15 protein-coding genes and 1 pseudogene are annotated in these 19,197 nt (G+C 59.6%); 7 read left to right on the forward strand and 9 right to left on the reverse strand.

Annotated features, from left to right (window positions below; translation table 11 throughout):
- Window positions 1–12 precede the first annotated feature (12 nt).
- From ROSERS_RS13485 to ROSERS_RS13500, 4 genes are read right to left on the reverse strand one after another with little or no spacing between them, the layout of a single operon-like run.
- Window positions 13–1,152: a carboxylate-amine ligase gene (locus ROSERS_RS13485; protein WP_011957335.1), complete on the reverse strand. Its 1,140-nt coding sequence runs from the start codon at window positions 1,150–1,152 to the stop codon at window positions 13–15.
- Window positions 1,149–2,546: a hypothetical protein gene (locus tag ROSERS_RS13490; RefSeq protein ID WP_011957336.1), complete on the reverse strand. Its 1,398-nt coding sequence runs from the start codon at window positions 2,544–2,546 to the stop codon at window positions 1,149–1,151. Before ROSERS_RS13490 ends, ROSERS_RS13485 begins: the two co-directional genes overlap by 4 nt.
- Window positions 2,547–2,561: 15 nt before the next feature.
- Window positions 2,562–3,524, reverse strand: a complete 963-nt coding sequence (locus ROSERS_RS13495; protein WP_011957337.1) for an ATP-grasp domain-containing protein — start codon at window positions 3,522–3,524, stop codon at window positions 2,562–2,564.
- A gap of 26 nt (window positions 3,525–3,550) precedes the next feature.
- Window positions 3,551–4,270, reverse strand: coding sequence for an esterase family protein (locus ROSERS_RS13500; RefSeq protein WP_011957338.1), 720 nt, complete (start codon window positions 4,268–4,270; stop codon window positions 3,551–3,553).
- Between the two features lie 524 nt (window positions 4,271–4,794).
- Here ROSERS_RS13500 and ROSERS_RS13510 point away from each other — a divergent pair.
- A complete protein-coding gene (locus ROSERS_RS13510) occupies window positions 4,795–5,448 on the forward strand; it encodes an O-methyltransferase (RefSeq protein WP_011957339.1) in 654 nt (217 codons plus the stop codon).
- A gap of 4 nt (window positions 5,449–5,452) precedes the next feature.
- On the opposite strand, the gene ROSERS_RS13515 is transcribed toward ROSERS_RS13510, so the two are convergent.
- From ROSERS_RS13515 to ROSERS_RS13530, 4 genes are read right to left on the reverse strand one after another with little or no spacing between them, the layout of a single operon-like run.
- The gene (locus ROSERS_RS13515; RefSeq protein WP_011957340.1) at window positions 5,453–6,175 is read right to left on the reverse strand and encodes a hypothetical protein; all 723 of its coding nucleotides are present in this window, start codon (window positions 6,173–6,175) and stop codon (window positions 5,453–5,455) included.
- Window positions 6,175–6,993, reverse strand: a complete 819-nt coding sequence (locus tag ROSERS_RS13520; protein ID WP_011957341.1) for a DUF5688 family protein — start codon at window positions 6,991–6,993, stop codon at window positions 6,175–6,177. The genes ROSERS_RS13515 and ROSERS_RS13520 overlap by 1 nt, the downstream gene beginning before the upstream one ends.
- Before the next feature lie 23 nt (window positions 6,994–7,016).
- On the reverse strand, window positions 7,017–9,974 hold the full coding sequence (gene purL, locus ROSERS_RS13525; RefSeq protein WP_011957342.1) for a phosphoribosylformylglycinamidine synthase subunit PurL: 2,958 nt from the start codon (window positions 9,972–9,974) through the stop codon (window positions 7,017–7,019).
- A 6-nt stretch (window positions 9,975–9,980) separates the two neighbouring features.
- Window positions 9,981–10,742, reverse strand: coding sequence for an SDR family NAD(P)-dependent oxidoreductase (locus tag ROSERS_RS13530; protein ID WP_011957343.1), 762 nt, complete (start codon window positions 10,740–10,742; stop codon window positions 9,981–9,983).
- A 621-nt stretch (window positions 10,743–11,363) separates the two neighbouring features.
- Here ROSERS_RS13530 and ROSERS_RS13535 point away from each other — a divergent pair.
- The 5 genes from ROSERS_RS13535 (at window position 11,364) to ROSERS_RS13555 (ending at window position 18,597) form a co-directional block, all read left to right on the forward strand.
- On the forward strand, window positions 11,364–14,897 hold the full coding sequence (locus ROSERS_RS13535; protein ID WP_011957344.1) for a cyclic nucleotide-binding domain-containing protein: 3,534 nt from the start codon (window positions 11,364–11,366) through the stop codon (window positions 14,895–14,897).
- Window positions 14,898–15,023: 126 nt separating this feature from the next.
- Complete coding sequence (locus tag ROSERS_RS13540) at window positions 15,024–15,719, forward strand: response regulator transcription factor (protein WP_011957345.1); 696 nt, start codon at window positions 15,024–15,026, stop codon at window positions 15,717–15,719.
- Window positions 15,716–16,936 carry a sensor histidine kinase gene (locus ROSERS_RS13545; protein ID WP_011957346.1) on the forward strand — a complete coding sequence of 407 codons (1,221 nt, stop codon included), beginning with the start codon at window positions 15,716–15,718 and terminating at the stop codon, window positions 16,934–16,936. Before ROSERS_RS13540 ends, ROSERS_RS13545 begins: the two co-directional genes overlap by 4 nt.
- Window positions 16,937–17,571: 635 nt before the next feature.
- Window positions 17,572–17,949: a hypothetical protein gene (locus ROSERS_RS26075; protein WP_157041084.1), complete on the forward strand. Its 378-nt coding sequence runs from the start codon at window positions 17,572–17,574 to the stop codon at window positions 17,947–17,949.
- A 141-nt stretch (window positions 17,950–18,090) separates the two neighbouring features.
- Window positions 18,091–18,597, forward strand: a complete 507-nt coding sequence (locus ROSERS_RS13555) for a cyclic nucleotide-binding domain-containing protein (protein ID WP_011957347.1) — start codon at window positions 18,091–18,093, stop codon at window positions 18,595–18,597.
- Between the two features lie 4 nt (window positions 18,598–18,601).
- Here ROSERS_RS13555 and ROSERS_RS25060 read toward each other — a convergent pair.
- A pseudogene (locus ROSERS_RS25060) lies at window positions 18,602–18,829 on the reverse strand (NgoMIV family type II restriction endonuclease); the annotation flags it as partial.
- Window positions 18,830–18,902: 73 nt separating this feature from the next.
- Between ROSERS_RS25060 and ROSERS_RS26840 the strand changes: the two are divergent.
- Window positions 18,903–19,154: a transposase gene (locus ROSERS_RS26840; protein WP_232282606.1), complete on the forward strand. Its 252-nt coding sequence runs from the start codon at window positions 18,903–18,905 to the stop codon at window positions 19,152–19,154.
- Window positions 19,155–19,197 lie beyond the last annotated feature (43 nt).

The raw sequence follows: 19,197 nt of genomic DNA on the forward strand, positions 1-19,197 counted from the left end.
CCTGCAAACCCTTCACGCCTGATACGCTGGCACTCCCTCCAGCGTCTCGACAATCAGGTTATCAACGACTGCGTTCAGGTCGTTGGTTTCGCGGAAGACCGCCAGCTGGCGGTCGGCGCTTGAGCCGCCTTCCGCAATCTTCAACAGGTATTCGACTTCCTGGCGACTCCCCAGTTCATCGAGCACTTCGTCAACGAAGGCGACCAGTTCGTACATCAGCGCCCTGGCATCCACCTCGGCGCGTTTGCCGAAATCGATCAGTTTACCATCCAGACCCCAGCGCTGCGCCCGCCACTTGTTCTCCATAATGACGGCGCGGCGGTAGACGCGAAAGGTGGTATTCTCAGAAAACATGAGATGCAGTTTGACGGTCAGCGCCTGCATCAGCGCCGCAAGCGCAATGCACTCGTCGACCCGCGTCGCAGCGTCACAAACGCGGAATTCGAGCGTACCAAAATAGGGGTGCGGGCGCAGGTCCCAGTAGATTTTCTTCGCGTCGTCGATGCAGTTGGTTCGGATCAGCAGGTTCACATAGTTGTGAAACTCGGCGGCTGAATGGAAACTGGGCGGAATGCCGGTGCGCGGAAAGTTTGCGAAGAGCGCCGAGCGGTACGACTTGAAGCCGGTATTCCGCCCCATCCAGAACGGCGATGACGTCGAGAGCGCCAGGATGTGGGGCAGGAAGTAACGCGCGACATTCATCAACTCGATGGCGACCTCATCGTCCGGCATGCCGACGTGGACGTGCATGCCAAAGATGAGCAACTGCAACGCGAGTTGCTGCATCTCTTCCACCACGCCCTTGTAACGCTCAAATGGGGTGATCTCCTGACTCATCCAGGATGAGATCGGGTGAGTTCCGGCGGAAATGATCGTCAACCCATGCTGACGGGCAAGACCGGCGATGATGCTGCGCAAGCGCACCACTTCGGCGCGCGCCTCCTGGATCGTGCGGCATGGATGGGTTCCGACTTCCACCATGCTCTGGTGCAGTTCCGGTTTGATCTGCTCGCGCAGGATCATCTTCCCGCGATCAAGGATCTGCGTAATGTACGAGCGCAGTTCACGGGTCTGCGGATCAACGACCTGATACTCTTCCTCAATGCCAAGCGTGAATGGAAAATCGGGCGACGCGGGATTATACGACGTCATGGTTCTGATCCCCTCTCCACCAGAAAGACCGGCGTCGTCGAACCGCCGCCGGCGGTCACATTCAACAACGTCACCGTCGAAAGACGACACAAACACCCATGAACCTCGCCGCCAAACACAAATGGGTCGCTGTCCACCAGGCGGCGCCCAATCTGCACGGCGCCATCGACCATTGCCGGATACTCTTCATACGCGATGGTGACGCGCTCTTGAACAATAGAAGGCGTGCGCAACGCTTCAGCCAGCGCACGCGCCCATTCGTCGGGCGAGGTTTCCCACCCGATCACCACTCCTTTGCCGCCATATTCATCGTTGGGTTTGAGCACCAGACGCTCGCGTTCTGCATGCGCGAAGGTCAGCAGATCAATCGCAGCGCCCTGATAGGTTGTCATTCCTGGACGCACCAGGCGCGTCCAGGGAACATGGGCGTGAATCGCAGCCCGTTCGTCGGGCGTGAACAGATCGTGCAACGACTCGTCGGTCAGCAGGGCAAAAATCGCTTTTTTATGCAGCAGTTTGGCGCGGAACGAATTGACCATGCAGATCGCGCCGTCGGCATACGCGCGCACCAGCGGGTGGTCGAGCGCGGTTGCGCCGTAGTGCGTGAGCAACTCGCTGGTCAGCACGCGCTTGTAGACCAGATCGATGGGAAACGCTGGCGCTGCGGTCGGTTCGACTGCCTGGAAACGGGTTGCAATCAGGCGTCCATCACGGTACGCCAGATCGTCGGGGGTGCAGATGACCGCCTCGATGCCGTGATCGTAGAAGTACCTTTGAAACAGCATAAACTCCGAATGGGTCGGCAACCCGCTCCAGTCGACGATCGCAATGCGTGGCGAGCCGGAACCGCCAGAATGCGCCCAGGCGTCGAGCAGCGTATCAAGCAAACGCTGGCGTGCTGGCAACGGTGTGACGGCATACGTCCTGGTGAACTGCTGCATTGCCGGCAGGGAGAGGAACAGTTCTGCAAGCACATCTTCGTAGGCGATTGCCGCCGGACTTTCGCCGTTGTATTCAACAAACCGGAGCGATGCGCCATCAAGAGTGAGAAACGTATCCATGCGCGAATGGGCGCTATGGTATGGATACCCCGGATCGCGCACCAGCAGCGCCTCCTCTTGCGGCGTCAGCGCGATACGAGCGCGCAACGCTGGATCCGCCAGCAGGGCGTCGCCGAGACGCTGCAGGGCGGCAACGACCAGCCCAACGCCGCGTCGGAGCAGATCGTACTGTGGGCGTGTCAGAAACCGCGGACGCATCACCGTGGCAAGCGGACGATCGCCAAAGAACAGGTTGCACTCACGCTGCCCGACAGTCAACGCCTCCCAGGTCGCCCGCGCAATCGCTTCATCCTGAAGCGCCGCGTGATAATCGGCAATCGCCGTTTCCAGCATACGCGCCCTCCGTTCCTACGCCGCTTCATGCCGCGCATCGTGCGGGTTGAGCAGACGACTCCAGTGAATTTCGTCGAGCTTTGCCGGTCCAGAGAGCGCTTTTGCGATGCACATATCCGCCATTTTTGTCACCGCCCAGCGGAAGAATTTTTCCTTGAGCGACCAGTAATCCATATCCGGCGCCGGATTGGTAAAGTCGATTGCATACGGAATGCCATCCTTGATTGCGAACTCGACCGTGTTCATATCGTATCCCAGCGCGCGGCAGAGCGTCAGCGCATCACGCACCACCCGCTCGTGCTCTTCGGGCGTCAGATAGTCCGGCTCATCGAAGTAGCGGTGCGGGTATGGCGCGCTCACATCGAATTTCATCACCAGCACGTGTTCGCGACCGATAACCAGGCAGCGCACATACTTCTCCCAGTGAATGAACTCCTGCATCATCATGCATTCGGTGCCGCTCTCGTTGTACGCCGACCACAACCCCTGCATGTCGTACACCTTGTAGACCTGCTTGAACCCGCCGCCAGCGTGCGGTTTCAGGATAAGGGGAAAGCCGCCGACATACGCAACGTGATCTTCCCAGGGAATGCGCGCTTCCAGATTACGCAGCGACTCGACCGGATGGATGGCGGGAATGTACGAATGTGACGGAAGCGCAACCGTGCGCGGATGGGCGATGCCAAGGCGGGTTGCAATCGTCGCACCGGTGAATTTTTCGTCGGCGCTCCACCAGAACGGGTTATTGACCACGTGCGTTCCGCCAATTGCTGCGGTTTTGAGAAAGGTGCGGTAGTACGGTATCTCATGCGAAATGCGATCGACAACCACCGCATAGCGCGGCGTTTCCGCCATACGCGTGCCGCTCAGTTTGACAAATTCCGCCGTGACCCCTGCATTCCGGCGGTTGACCTCTTCGATAAATGCGGGGGGCCAGGTACTCTCCCGTCCAACCAGGATGCCGATCTTCAGTGTCACACGCCGCTCCTTGAGTATGCACAGGATTAATCCGCGCCGTTAATATAGATCCGGATCATCTGCTGCCAGTAGGGCCAGTCGTGCGCCCAGCCGTCCCACCAGCGCATCGCGTGCCAGATGCCTTTGTGCCAGAACGCTTCTGAGAGCGCGGCATTGCTGGACGCCAGTTCATCATCGCGCCCGATAGCCATAATAATGTCCAACCGACGAATTGCATCGGCGTACTGCCCCGGTTGAAGCCCGCCGATGAACTCCACCGGGTTGTGGAAGTAGACCTCTTGATCATGGTAGCCGTCCATGAACGAACGGATATCCATCAAGCCAGAGAATGCCAGAATACGGTTGAAGTGCGTCGGATGCCGCAGACCGAAAAGCATGGCGTGTGTGGCGCCAAACGAACAACCGTGCACCATGACGTAGGGATTAGAGTTCTGGCTGCGAATGAACGGCAATACCTCCTGAAGAATGTACTGCTCATACTGATCATGGCGGCGCAGGCGGTCGCGGGGATGGATCCATCCGCAGTACCAGCTTTCGGCATCCACGCTATCAACGCAGCACAACTGGATCCATCCCTGCTCGATGTGATGAGCGAGCGTCGCCACCATGCCACGGTCTTCATACTCAAAAAACCGACCGCGTGACGTCGGAAACACAATCACTGGCGCACCGGCATGACCGAAGACGAGCAACTCCATCGGTCTGCCGAGCGCCGGGCTTTCCCAGCAATGATAGGCGCGATGCATGAGGACTCCATCTCGCAAGGAGGAAACGCATGCCAGCGAACGCAATCACGTTCGTGGATGGCGGAAGAGACGCGCTTCATCCCCGATATGCGTCGTGTGGTTCGCTATGATACCGCACACGAGCAGTGCCTGTCAACGGACTCGCAATAGTATCGATGGCTTCGCCGCAACACTGCTGAGACGCTGATCGCACAGAGAACGCCAAAAACAAAACGGGTTCGATGCGCGGCGAAGCATACGCCTGAGCCAGGCAATCATTTTCTCTGTGAGCGCTGCGCCCCTGCGGTGACATATCCTTTTTGCAGTGGACTCGTCGATAGAAGAATCCGGGCGCACTGGTGTCGTGCGGCAGGCGGAACATTCCGCGCGCAGATGCGGTGTGTTGCTCACGTACTTTGTGCATGTGTGGTACAATTTTCATGCTGATATGCAGCGCGTTCGCGCGGTGGGCAACGGTGACGACCGCTGTCGCGCTCATCGACAGGCATTATAGAATCACGTCCATCGTGCAAGGAGGGCGCCGTATGCGTGACGATATTACCAACATCGCAATCGAAGATTATCTGGTCGAACTGATGCCGCCGCGACCGCAGGCGCTTGCTGAACTCGAGCGTCAGGCGCGTGAGCATGGATGGCCCCTAGTCGGTCCGGTCGAGGGTCAGTTCCTCTACATGCTGGCGAAGATGCACGGCGCGCGCGAAGCGCTGGAGATCGGCGTTGCCACCGGTTATGCCGCTATCTGGCTGTTGCGCGCCATCGCCCCGGTTGGCGGGCATCTGACGGCAATCGAGCGCAACCCGGAGCGGATCGCACTGGCGCGTACGTATGTCGCCCACGCTGGCTATGGTGATCACTTCAATATCATCGAAGGGGAATGGTTCAGCTCCCTCGAACAGATGCAAGGACCGTATGACCTTATCTTCCTCGATATTCTTCGTCATCTGAACGATGAGCGCGATTCGCTGCGCGCACTCGAACTGTGCGTGTCGCGCCTGCGCCCTGGCGGGCTGCTCATTGCCGACAATGTGCTGTGCAGTGCGCTGGTGCTCGAAGACGATGCGGCGCCGATTGTGCGCGGCATCCAGGAGTTCAACCGCGCCATCATGACCCACCCGCGCCTCGAATCGGTCATCGTGCCGTTGCGCGACGGCGTGGGCATCTGTCGCAAGCGCGATTGACGCGCTATGCTGGCATCGTTCGACCGGGCGCCGGTCGGCGCCCCAGTTCGCTGGCAATAATGTGCGCGCCCCACAGGACGAGTCCCAGGGTGCCGATCATGCCAATCGCAGCCGCCCATGATTGGGCGCGAAGCAGCACGACCGTGTAGAGCGGTGCGCCGAGCAAGCCGTGCACAAGTGCGCTCATCAGCAGAGGGGTGGGCAGCACAACGGCAAGAAGCATGGGCCAGGCGTAGTGGCGCGTGATCAGCAGCACGGCCAGCCCACCCAGCGAGACCAGTCCATTCATCAAACCGGCCAGCAGGGTGACGCTGATATTGAACGGCAATGCGCCGTTATCGGCGTATCCCCACCATCCGGCGCGGACGCCGATCGTTTCGATCAAGACGTGGTACAGCGTGAAGAGCACGAAGGTCAGTGCGCCGGTGAAGTACCCGGAAAACCACCAGCGGCGCTGGTAGAGGAAAAAAATCGCCAGCGGCGGCAACATCAGCGTCCATCCCGCCAGGAAGACCAGCGTGGGCAACGACCGGTCCAGCACGCTGAAGAGCGCACCGAGCGATGGATCGTAGGAGAAGCCGTAGAGCCGCTGCCAGAGCGGTGAGAGCAGGGTAGCAATCTGCCCTGCCGCCAGCGCAAACAGATAATGCGGTTGATGATCGCGCCAGGCAAGGAAGCCTGCCACACCAAACGCCCCAATGGTGAACAATAGAATGCCAGGCTCCATCAGATCATTTCGTACTCACGCACTTCTCCACCAACCAGGGTGAAGAGGCGATCAGTCAACCCATAATCGCGCTGAACGGCATCGATCTGGATCTGCGCCGCCACACTGCGCAGAATGTCGGGGTTGGCGTCACCCAGCGCAATCAGAAAATCGCGGTTGGGGATGCCGATGACCAGGTGACCGCTCACGTGCTGCGCCCAGGTTGCCAGAATATCGGTCAGCAGCAGGCGTGTCGCATCGTAGCCGTCGTTGCTGTTGAAAATGAAGAGCCGCTGATCCCCTTCGCCAATCATTGCGTATGGCGCCTGCTCATCGGTGCGTCGCCGCAGATTGCGCAACGCCAGTTCATGAATCTCACGCTCACCAACACCCCACCGTTCGAGGTGTTGCTCATTGATATAGGCAACACTCCGCGCCTCATCCACCACATAGGTAATCATCAGGTCTGCCAGGAATGGGCGATAGACCAGCATCGGCAGGTTGCGCTCTCGCACAAACACCAGCAGATTGATGGGCTTGAGCATGGGGAAGATGCGCTCGCGCAGGGATGCGAAATCGCGCCGATCACGCGCCGGTATGTCGTGTGTTGCAGCGCTGACAATCGTTTGCATGATGGCGTCGAGTTGGTCGGGATTTTTGACATACGCATCATAGAGACGTCTGAGATTGACGGTAACATCGTTGCCCCGCACCCGCAGGATGAGATCATCACCGCGCCGCTCCCGCACCTCGATCACATCATCGTGCAGACTCAGACGCCGCACAATATAGGCGGCAAACCGATCGGCATCCATGAGAGGTGTATCACCGTTGCGCATACCCGCCCCCCTTCCCGGATCGTTCAGACGACACGCGTTCCCTGCCAGGCGTCCCTGACGGCGGACAACGAGAGTTGAGCGAGCGTCTCGCCCATCAAGCCGGTGATCGCCACGTCCGCTTCTGTCACCGTACCCACGCGCGCACAGGCGTGTCCGGTCATCGCCGCCTCGAATGCTGACGCATCTGCAGGGCGCACCTCGACCAGGAAGCGGGTCGGCGACTCGCTGAACAGCAGCACCAGGTCATCGGCGGCAGCCGGGTTGTGTGACACGGCGCGCACATCCAGGGTCACCCCAAGATTGCCAGCGAGCGCCATTTCCGCAACCGCAACCCCCAGCCCCCCCTCGCTCAGATCGTGGCAGGCGCGCACAAGACCGGCGCTTATTGCAGCATGGAGCGCCGCCATCAACTGCGGCGCCTGCGCCAGATCGACCCGCGGCATCTGCGTCAGCGCATCGGAGAGCGCAGGGGAGATGCACGACGCTGGCAGCGCATCCAGCAGATGACTGCCACCCAGTTCCGCCCTGGTCAACCCGACCAGGTACACCGCATTGCCCGGCTCTTTGAAATCCGACGTCACCGCGCGGCGGATGTCGGGAACCAGCGCCAGCGCCGAGATCAGCAGAGTCGGCGGGATCGGCGTGCGGCGACCTTCGGCATCGCGGTACTCATTGTTGAGCGAGTCCTTGCCGGAAATGAAGGGCGCGCCATACGCCACCGCCGCATCGTAGCAACCAGCGGCAGCGCGCACCAACCCTGCCATGCGGTCCGGCAGGCGCGGATCGCCCCAGCAGAAATTGTCGAGAATGGCGGCGCGGGTCGGATCGGCGCCCACGGCGACCACGTTGCGCAGCGCTTCATCGACGCACGCCAGCGCCATCCAGTATGGGTCGATCAGACCGTAGCGCGGATTGATCCCGCACCCGATTGCAATCCCGCGCACCGACGACGGCAGCGGTTGAAGCACGGCGGCATCGCCGGGTCCATCGCAGGCAGCGCCGACCAGCGGTTTCACAACCGTTCGTCCGCCAACCTCATGGTCATAGGTGCGGACAATGGGCGCTTTGGAGGCAATGTTGGGATGCGCCAGCAACGCCAGCAACAGGTGCGCGACGTCCACCCGGTCTTGATCGCCGTTGTGAACCGTCATCTGCGGTTTGGGGAGTGATCCGCCGTCCCAGCGCGCTTCCAGCACCCGCTGCGGGCGCCCCTCGTGAAGAAATGACATCGCCAGATCGACCACCGATGCGCCATTGTAGCGCACAACCAGGCGCCCGGTATCGGTATAACGCCCGATGACCGTCGCCTCGACATCTTCGCTGGCGCAGAGCGCCAGCAGGCGTTCGAGACACTGCGGCGGCACTGCCAGCACCATCCGTTCCTGCGCCTCCGAAAGCCAGATCTCCCAGGGTTGCAAACCGGCATACTTCAACGGCGCACGCGCCAGTTCCACCTCTGCGCCACAATCGGCGCCCATTTCACCCACTGCTGAGGACAACCCCCCGGCGCCGCAGTCGGTAATCGCGCTGTAGAGACCCCGGTCACGCGCCTGAAGCACCACATCGATCATCTTCTTTTCCGTGATCGGATCGCCGATCTGCACTGCGCTGCCGACTTCCTCAGCCGTGGTATGGGTCAGTTCCGCCGAAGAAAACGTCGCGCCGTGAATGCCATCGCGACCGGTGCGTCCGCCAATGACCACAATCGCGTCACCCGGACGCACCGCGCGCGGATGCGTATCACGCGGCGCAAGACCGACCGTGCCGCAGTAGACGAGCGGATTTGCCACATAGCCCCGGTCATAGAAGACTGCACCATTCACCGTAGGAATACCGAGTTTATTGCCATAATCGCGCACGCCGGCGACCACGCCAGCGGCGATCCGTTGCGGATGCAACACACCGGGGCTGAGTTCAGTTGTTGGAAGATCGAGCGGTCCGAAGCAGAACACATCGGTATTGGCGATCGGTTGGGCAGAAACGCCGAGCACATCGCGCACCACGCCGCCGACGCCGGTATTTGCACCGCCGAACGGCTCAAGCGCCGAAGGATGGTTATGCGTTTCGACCTTGAACGAGATCTCGTAGTGTTCATCGAACGCCACAATACCGGCGTTATCGACGAATGCCGAGATCACCGCAAAATCACGATCCCTGCGCTGATCAAGAACGCGCCGGGTCGCAGCCATGAGAAAGGTGCGGATCAGGCTATCGATCTCACAATCGCGCGACAGCAGATGCAGCGACGGATAATGTTCGGCGGGCAACGCCACATCCTGCGGGTTGAGCGGGACCTGATTCTGGTAGCGAACGCGCCCTTTGAACGTCTTATGACTGCAATGCTCACTCCAGGTCTGTGCCAGCGTCTCGAGTTCGCCATCGGTCGGCTCGCGCCCTTCGGCGCGATAGTACGCCTGAATCGCGCGCATCTCCTCCAGATCGAGCGACAGCACTCCCGCCTGACTGATGCGCATCAACTCCTCGTCAGATGCGGTTGTGATCGGGATATGCGCCACCAACGGCTCATGATCCGCAGGCGGGCAGATCAGATGCATATACCACGCGCGTCGCTCGGAAGCGCCCGCACCTTCAGGATAGCGTAGCACCGTCTGGATCAGATCGTTATACAGATCGTGTTCATCGCCGGGGTGCGCCACCCGATAGCGACGGAGCGTTTTCACCGTGCGCAGACCCATGATGCCAAGACGGGCTGCGCCGCTCCGCACACTCTCCGCTTCGTTGTCGGTCACACCCGGACGATAGGCAATCTCGACCAGAGTCACTCCGGTTGCGCTGGCGGACGGTTCATCGACCAGATCATCGACCGGCGTCCAGGAAGCCTGTTGCACCACCGGATCGTAGAGCAGATCGGTCGTCAGGCGGGCAACCGTTGCACCATCAAGATCGCCATCGATCAGAAAGAGATGATCGGGCGCAGTCGGATCGTGCAACGAACGGACAGTGACAAGATAGGCAGTCATAGCGTCCTAATGGAGCACAATAGCTTCACCGGTCGTAGCGGCGCTGTCCGGTCCGGCGAGGCGCAGCGCTGTGATAGCGACCTCCTCCGGCGACATAGCGCGTTGCTGGCCGCCGCGCGACAGCAGCGCCTCGCGCGCTTCTTCCAGTGTACGCCCGGTCTTCGCCGCCAGTTCGTTGATCGCGTTCTTCATCATATCGGTCTCGACCCAGGCAGGGCAGATAGCATTTGCGGTGATGTGGTAGCGTTGCAATTCGAGCGCCAGGGAGCGCGTCAGACCGAGCAGACCGTGCTTTGCAGCGCTATAGGCGGCTGAAAATGGCATGCCGACCAGCGCCGCCATCGAGGCGATATTGATAATCCGCCCGCCACCACGCGCAATCATATCGGGAACGATGGCCTTGCAGCAGTAATACGCGCCGTTGAGATTCACCTGAATGATTCGTTCCCAAAGCGCATCGTCCGTGTCGGTCAGTTTTGCACTGTAGGTAACACCAGCGTTATTAACGAGAATGTCGAAAGGACCCACCGCCGCGCGCGCCTGGCTGACGGCGGCATAGACCTGCATCGGGTCGGCGACATCACAGATGACGGCAATGGCGCGACCGCCACGCTGCTCAATCGTCGCACACACCTCATCCAGCGCCTCCCGGTTACGACCGGCGACCGCCACCGTCGCACCGGCGCCCGAAAAGGTCAGCGCAATCGCCCGACCGATCCCGCGCCCACCGCCTGTAATGAACGCCGTCTTCTCATTCAACGTACTCATGCGTGAACCTCACCATCACACATACAGCCACTCTTAACAGTCTGGAGCGCGCTCGCGCGTAGTCTACCGCAGCGTCGCTGTGCGGTCAACTATGGCAGTATTGTACCATTCTCTTGTTCTCCATTTGCACAACAAACTGCATTAAATTGCATCATATTAAGGGCTTGTAAAATCGTCCGGTGTGGAGTATACTATTTCTACCGCCCTGACAGAGTAACTCAGCGAAGGGCCCGTTCTTGAACAACCTGACGTACCCGCACCTGGCAAGCGATAGTACTGAAAAAGGCTGTCGTAAGCTGAGGGAAACGAGAGATTTTGGATCTGCTCGGGGAGACCAGCAAATACGCGCGGCAGTGAAATACCCGTTGCGCTAGGAGCCAGGTGCGGCGCTCCGAGATGACTATGGTGGCGCGAAAGTGTACCACGTCATCTCAGAGACCGGTGATGTCGATATGTCCTGAACACAGGCATACGAAGCAACCGGTTGGAGCAGTCAGGTTCAGGAGAGAACGAAGCGCGCTGAGTGAAAAGCAGGGCGTTCGCTTTTCACAGCGCCTCTACGCCCTTCGTACCACACCCCCTCGCAGAACATCATCCACTTCCCTGGAACGCCGTGCTAGAATGGATGCGATGGCAACGCTCGACGATGTAATAACTCACGCATCCCAACCAACAGCTGCTGGCGCCCAACCGCTTCCGGGCGGCATATGGGCTGCGGTGCGGCGGCGCGTTGCCGAACCTCCGGCAACAAACGTCCGGGTCTTCACGATCCTGCGCGAGCGTGGCGTTCAACAATCGGAAGAACTACGCTTGTGGACGATCCTGCGCGAACGGACGAATCCGCAACTGTACCGACCACACGCCATTCCCGATGTGGCCGCCGATCCAGTCGTCGAAGGGGGACAGACGCACTATATTGTACGCACCCCACAGGGCGCCTATCTCCGCCTGACCGAAGCGCAGCATGAGGTCTGGCGGGCAATGGATGGCACGCGCACCATTGCCGAACTGGGGCTGGACGCATTTCGCCGGCATAGCCTGATCCTGCCGATCGGTGAACTGGTCGCAACCCTCAAGGCGGAAGGGTTGCTGCTCGATAAGCCGGTAGGCGTGTACCGTGCAATCAACGAAGCGCTTGCCAGAGGAACAACCCGCACATGGGGACGCCGGATCAGGCGCGTGTTGACAGGCGCAACGCTCACCCTGCCCGGCATCGATGCGTTCTACAGCGCAATCTATCGCTGGGGCGGCAGATTGCTGTTTACCCGCGTTTTTGCCGTGCTTGCCAGCATCGTCGCGCTTGCCGGAATTATCGCCTTCGGACTGGCGATGAGCAGCGGATCCGATACGTATGAGGTCATCAGACTCAACGGCTCGGTGATGCTGGGGCTGGCAGCACTCTGGGCAGTCACGCTTCTGTCCTTCGTGATCCACGAAAGCGCGCATGCACTGGCGGTCAAACATTTCGGACGTGCGCTGACGCGTGGCGGTGTGATGCTGTACTACGGCTTGCCTGCCGCCTTTGTGGACACCAGCGACATCTGGCGCTCGCCGCGCTCGGCGCGCATTATCGTTTCGGCAGCCGGTCCTGCGGCAGATCTGCTGGTCGGCAGCCTGGCAGCCATCACCGCATACCTGTCGCCGGATGCTGCGATTGGGTCGATAGCCTACAAACTGGCATTTACCAGTTTCGTGTCGAGCGTCTTCAATCTGAATCCACTCCTCGAACTCGATGGCTACTACATTCTTGTCGATCTGCTGCGGATGCCGGATCTGCGCCGTCAGGCGCTGGCGTATGTGCGTGGTCCGCTGTGGGACAAACTGGGCGCTCACCTGCGGATGCGCTCGACGCGCTGGATACGCCGTGCTTCCAGACATCCGCAGGCGACGACGGTCAACCTGGACGAGCGCACACTGCCGTTCAGTCGCCAGGAGCGCGTGTTCGCGCTGTATGGAGCAGCCACGGCGCTTTACACTGCGCTGGCGATCATCGGCGCCGCCTGGTTCTGGCGTGCGCAGATCCTCGAACCCGCGCTCGAACTGTTGCGGGGAGTCTGGTGGCAACAAGTGATCGGCGCGCTGCTGATCCTGATCGTTGTGCTGCCAGCAGTTGCAGCCGTCCTGCTGGCTCTGTGGGAAGCAGGGCAAACCACGGTCGGCTGGCTGGTGCGGCGCGGTTATGGACGGCAACCCGGCCTTCTTTCAGCTTTCGGCGTCCTGCTGGCGATCAGCGCATCGCTGGCGGTTCTGGCAACCCAGGAGGGTGGGTGGAGATGGGTCGGTCTGGCGCTCGGACCGGCGCTCTGGATTGTGGCGCTCAACGCGCTGCTGGCTGTCCGCCCGTACTACCGCGGCGCCGCCATCTACCCGGCAATACTGGCGTTGATCGCAACGACAGCGCTTGCCGGGCTGGCTGGCATCGCGCGCATGCTCCCCATATCTCCGGGCATCTGGGTGATGCTTGACGGGCTGGCGTTCGTCGGGTTGCTGATAGCGGGTTTTACCGCGCTCCTCGATGTGGATCTGCGCGCCGCGCCGCTGCGCGAATTGCTGGGGACCGCCGTCCTGCTCATGGCTGCATTCGCAATTGGCGGAGCAGCACTCTTCAGCGCCCAGACAGTCTACCCCACGGCGGGGGCGCTCACGCTCCTGATCACGGCAGCGCCAGCATACTTCGGCGCGCTGGCGCTGGCGCTCCTCCTGCAACACCTGTTCGGTCTGGCAGACTCGCGGATGGTCTGGGCGTGGGCGTTGCTCTGGGCAGGCGCCCTGGTCGAAACGGCCGGCTATATTGCCGATCTGCACGGGCGCGGTCTGGCGCTCGATGTGCTGGGATCGGGATTGTGGGCGACAGCGTGGCTGGTGCATCTTGCAACACTCCGCCATCTCACGCTGAGCGAATTCCGCTGGGAACACATTCCCAATATGAGCGAAAGCGACCGTCTTGCGCGGGCATTTCAATTGACGTACCATGGGTGTTATGCAATGCTACACTCAGTCTACGGTGAGCGCCGCGCGCGTGCGCTCGATGACCGGATGGACATTCTGGCTGCCACGGCGGACTGGGATGTCACCCTGGATCACGAACGCGCACGGATTGGCGCACAGGTGCGAACTCTCCCGATTGCGGAGCAGGGTGCGCGGTTTGCTGAAGTGTTACGCTACACCGTCGCCGAGATCGAACAGATTGCCGGTGTTGCATTCGCGCGACGCTGCATTCAGGCGGCATACGACGCACTGCCCTGGCCCGAACGTGAGACCGCCAGCCGCCTCTGCTTCCCCGACACGCCGTGGGCGCGTGAATTGTCGAGTTCGTTTGGTGACATACGTGCAGCGCGCCTGCGGTTACTGCGGCAGGTGGATATTTTCCTGAACTGCGACGACGAAGAACTGGAGGCGCTGGCGTCCAGCGTCGTCGAACAGACCTGCGCTGCGGGCGCGATAGTGCTACGGTCGGGCGCTCCGGTTCCGGGCATCTGGATTATTGAAGCCGGGGAAATCATCGCCCGACGGGGCGGGCGCATCGTTGCCGAACTGCACCGCGGCGACGTTATCGGCGTCGAAGAAGTGCTGGGCGGTAAACCGTGTCTCCACACCTACCGCGCGACGGTCGCATCGAGCCTGCTCTACCTCCCAGCGGACGAATTTTTCCGCCTGACTGCCGAACGCGCACCGCACGCCGCAGACGGGATGGAGTCGGTTGAAGTACTGCGTCTGCTGGAGCGCGTGCCGTTGTTCGCCGACCTGCCGCGCAACACGCTGCGCGGACTGGTCGCCATCGCCGAACAGCGCACCTACCCGGCGCGCACAGTGGTTGTGCGCCAGGGGACGCCGAGCGGGACATTCTTCATCATCCGCAAAGGCACAGCGGCAGTCGTCCGCCGCGAGGCGGCAACCAACGGAGCGCCGGCAACGACCCGACCCATCGCGCGGTTGGGACCGCAGGAATTCTTTGGTGAACTCGAACTGCTGCGCAATGCGCCGCCGGTGGCAAGCGTCATCGCGCTCACATCGCTCACCGTGCTGGCATTGCCGCATGCCGCCATCCAGGCGCTGGTTCACAGCGATGGCGGCGTGTCGCGGAGGCTGGAACGGATCGGCAGCGGGCGGTTGAAGGCGTTAGAGGGAGGAGAAAGGCCTCATGCCGAAGTGTGAGCACTGGCGCTACCCGACCAACTATCCGACCGATCTGACAGACGACCTATGAACGGCGATTGAGCCCCTGGTCACGCCCCCGCTGTCACGCCGGGGTAGTCGCCTACCGGGAAAGGACCATGCCACATGCGCCTGTTATTGATTGAAGATGAGGATGACCTGGCGCACGCACTGGTACGCGGACTCCGCCAACAGGGGTATGCTGTGGATTGGGCAGCTGATGGAGAACAGGGATGTGAACTTGCAAGCATCAATGAATATGATCTCATCATTCTGGATCTCAACCTACCTGCACTTGACGGACTCGATGTTTGCCGATACCTTCGAGCAAATTATCCACACCTCTTAATCTTAATATTGACGGCTCGGGATCAACCAGAGGAGCGTGTCATTGGTCTTGATACCGGTGCCGATGACTATCTGATCAAGCCGTTTCATTTCGGTGAATTACTGGCGCGTATCCGGGCGCTTCTCCGGCGCGATTTACGAGTTCGCCAACCGCTGCTCCAGTATCGAGATCTGAAACTTGATCCTGCTACTCAAACCGTCTGGCTCAACAACCAACGCTTGAATCTTACCCGCAAGGAGTTTGCGATCCTCTCCTATCTTATGCGTCATCAGGGCGAGGTTATCACCCAAGAAATGCTGTTAGAACATGTATGGGACGGAACTGTAAATCCCTTCACCAACACCGTGAGGGTTCATATTAATGCCCTCAGGCGCAAGTTGAGGGACACTATAGCGCCGTACCGCTATATAGAGACTGTGGTTGGCGTGGGGTATCGGCTTGGGAACGCAGGTGAATCGGAGCAAGAAGTATGATGCATATGAAACAGGGTCGGCACTGGTGGCAACAACGGTTGACATTGCAGTTGCGCCTCGCCATATGGACGGGTGGACTCATCGTTATTTGCAGTCTGAGCTTAGTACTGTTTATCAATGTGATAGCCTCCATCGTTATCTCGAATCGGGCGCCTGGTAATCTGCCGTCAATAGATCCAGCAGCCACAGACATGGCCCCACTTACTGCCATACCGTCATCACCCGCTCCCATGCCCAAGGCATCTTTGTCACCGCCTCCGCACGCAACTCCTGCCGCTACTCGACCAGCAGATACGACTCCGCAAGCCTTGTTGCGTGATGTACGCATTATTTCGCTTGTCGGGTTAATATTCATCGCTTGTTTGGGTAGTGCGAGTGCCTACCTATTGGCTGGTATGGCGCTCCGTCCACTGCATCAGATCAATCAGACAGTCAAGCAGATCAGTGCTGGAACATTGGACCGACGGCTTAGACTCGATGGTCCGCATGATGAGCTGTATGAGCTTGCAGGGGCTTTCAATGCTATGCTTGACCGCCTAAAACAGGGATTTGAGCAGCAGGGTCGCTTTATCGCTGATGCAGCCCACGAATTGCGAACGCCGCTCGCCGCCTTACGCACCTCGGTTGAGGTGGTACAGTCCAATTCACAGGCCACAGTGGATGAGTATCGCGCAATGACGGCTACTTTAGAGCGGGCGCTCATACGGCTTGAGCGATTAGTCGGTAACCTCCTTATACTCGCATCCAGTGACGAACGCATCACGGGTGATACTGTTGAACTTGGGCCCCTCGTGGAAGAGGTGCTGTTTGATCTACAGCCGCTTGCGGATGCACAAGACGTGACAGTGCGGCTACTGGGTGAAGCGGAAACCACGGCGCAGGGCGATGCTACGTTGTTGTCGCACGTCTTCAGAAACTTGATCGAAAACGCGATCCACTACAACCGTCCTGGTGGTGAGGTCATAGTCACGCTGCAGCAGGACGAAGGTTGGGCAGTTGTGGAGGTTGCGGATACTGGGATCGGCATTGCGACAGAGGAGCAAACCCACCTGTTTGAACGATTTTACCGCGTGGATCGTTCACGATCTCGGCATTTGGGTGGTGCTGGCTTGGGACTGTCGATAGTTGCGCACCTTGTCGAGAAGCATGGCGGGCACATTCAGGTCAGTAGTACGCTTGGGGTCGGCAGCCGATTCACTGTCCGATTACCACGGTAGTTCTGTACGATCCACTGTGCTCGCTACACACCTCCCCACCCCGAGAACGACTTCCCAGCAAAACTTAACAGAAACCTTAGGCCGTTCTTGCTATGCTTGTCTCATCCACGATTGGGTGGATGTAGCCCATAGAGAAGGAGGTCAGTAATGGCTGGGCGACAATGGTTCACGAAGCTTCTCGCTATCGTACTGTTGTTCGTGCTGAGTGTTCCAGTTAGTCACGCTGCACCAGTGTTGACATCAGTGGACCCACAGCCACTGGCGACGTATTCCATTAGTGGAACGTTGGATACAAATTGGATGCACCAGTACGGTCAGTATTATGAGACCAGGGGGTCGAAAATGACCATCCGAATTACCTGGAATCCCAGTACGTCCAGTGTCCGATTTGGTCTCTGTACATCACTGTCGAGCTGTTCGTGGACCGGTACATATACAGGGGGGGTGGGGAGTCATACTTTTACTGTTCCCAGCTCAGGGAACTACTCTTTGGCGATTTGGAATACAGGGCCGGAAGCTATCTCATATAGTGGTTCGATTGACGTATAAATACCCTTGAGGGCGGTGGGCATTGGACGCATGGTGCTGATACTCCTCCAATGTCCACTCCCCTACCCTACTCAAGGAGGTGTACTATGCATATGGTGCAATGGAAGCAATGGACATTCCTGCTCGGCGTAGTTTTATTTATTGGTATCGTGGGCGGCGTCCTCTTGATGGCAGTTCCAGTGGGCGCATGGGGATTTCCTGAGGCAAAAGAGCCAGGTTCACTGCAGGCACTGCCAACACCAGACGTGCCGGAATTGGGATATTGCGAGATAGTGGATGCCGAAGAATGGGTCAGTGCTACACAGACACGTCCGGTCCGGCTTCAACGGTGTGTCATACCCGATGATGAATGGATCCGCGCAAATCCGGGCAAGCGCGTGAGCCCGGCAGATGTTGTCCCTGTAGATACTCCTCCAGTTGCCCTGCCTGCTATAAGCGTGGAAGCACCAAATCCAACACAGTGATGATGGTGTAATCATACTTTGGATGGCACCGGCGTCAATGCAATAAACCCTTAGGAACAACAGCACCGGTGCTGTCCAATTCCACATAATTTGCAGTCCTGTTACTCCTTCCAGGATTGAGACAATACAGGGCAGGACGAAATGATAACTGGACTTTTGCAGATTTTGGCGGATCGCTACGCTGCAGGCGGGATGGAGTCGGTTGAAGTGTTGCGTCTGCTGGAGCGTGTGCCGCTGTTTGCCGACCTGCCGCGCAACACGCTGCGCGGACTGGTCGCCATCGCCGAACAGCGCACCTACCCGGCGCGCACAGTGGTTGTGCGCCAGAGGACGCTGAGCGGGATATTCTTCATCATTCGTAAGGGAACGGCGGCAGTCGTTTGCCGCGAGGCAGCAACCAACGGAGCGCCGGCAACGACCCGACCCATCGCGCGGTTGGGACCGCAGGAATTCTTTGGTGAACTCGAACTGCTGCGCAATGCGCCGCCGGTGGCAAGCGTCATCGCGCTCACATCGCTCACCGTGCTGGCATTGCCGCATGCCGCCATCCAGGCGCTGGTTCACAGCGATGGCGGCGTGTCGCGGAGGCTGGAACGGATCGGCAGCGGGCGGTTGAAGGCGTTAGAGGGAGCGGAGCGCAGCGTGTAACAAGCTACACCGCCAAATCGAACGGCAGATCGCTGATGTCGCGCAGTCGTTTGCCATCGATCAGAGTGCGGAGCATCTCGCGCTGGTCTTGATTGTTCTCAACTGCAATCTCCAGTTCGTGCAGCGCCATGTGGTACACACAGTCCAGATCGCCAGTTCCAAGCGCCAGAGATGCAATGCGTGTCGGCAGCGGCTCCGCAGTAACCGCGACAATATGCGGGGTATGGCCCTTAGAGGGCGATCAGAAACCCGGATTTGTGGTATCATAACAGTGAACATGGCTTTCTGATGGGGAGCAATCTGTCATGCCGAAACGTGAGCGTCGATGCTCTCCAACGAAGGATGCGACCGATCTGACCGATGCGCAATGGGACGTCATCGCGCCGCTCGTCACCGTTACGTCACCGAAGGGCGGGCACCCGACCGACATCGATTTCCGTGCGGTCGTCAACGCACTGTGCTCCAAACAGCACACCGGCTGCCAGTGGCGACGGCTTCCATCTGATGCTCCGCCGATGAGCGCGGTTCGCTCCTCTTTCGACCCATGGATATCGTGATGGAACACGCATCAAAATACATTGATACGCTGCATCAACCGGC

This window comes from Roseiflexus sp. RS-1 (assembly GCF_000016665.1).
Classification (GTDB): Bacteria; Chloroflexota; Chloroflexia; order Chloroflexales; family Roseiflexaceae; genus Roseiflexus.